The following is a 522-nucleotide window of genomic DNA, read 5'->3' as shown; positions in this document are numbered from 1 at the left end:
ACTTTGAGTTTCTATCAATGCCAAGAAAAACCCATTGATGAACCTTTTGCGATTCTCTTGTGTAAGTCCGCTATGATTGTTCAAGTTTTTCTTCAGGTCAGTGAATGTTCCCTCAATCTTGTTGTTAGTATTGGGCATTCCCCAGCATTCCTCCCGCTGACAGGTAAAGAGATAAGGCAAGTAGAAATCAAGGCTGTTCATGGCTGACCTCAACCGTCGGTGCGTATAATGCAGCCTGCCGTCCTTGTGCAGGCTGCGGTGTCCTATCGTACCCTTCCACTTTTCCTTCCATGCTTGATATTCGCTCCTGAAATCAGCCTCGTGGATTCGATGCAGCCTGTCCACAAGAGCCTTTAAATCCCGGCTGGCCAGCATTCTTGGATTCTGCGTAAGATACCTTCTGACAATCTGCTTCATGTGGAACTGGCACATCTGTACATGATACTCGGAGAAAGACTTGAAGAGGCTCTTTTTCCCGTCAATGATTAGACCGCGTATGACATATCCACGCTTCTCAATACT

1 protein-coding gene is annotated in these 522 nt (G+C 46.4%); it reads right to left on the bottom strand.

The window, feature by feature from the left end; all coding sequences use genetic code 11:
* Window positions 1–522: IS256 family transposase, variant Zn-binding type (locus tag HMPREF0650_RS05965; protein WP_004349160.1), on the bottom strand; the 522-nt coding region annotated here is incomplete at both ends.

This window comes from Hoylesella buccalis ATCC 35310 (assembly GCF_000177075.1).
Taxonomy (GTDB): domain Bacteria; phylum Bacteroidota; class Bacteroidia; order Bacteroidales; family Bacteroidaceae; genus Prevotella; species Prevotella buccalis.
This window is presented reverse-complemented; position numbering and strand designations above follow the sequence as displayed.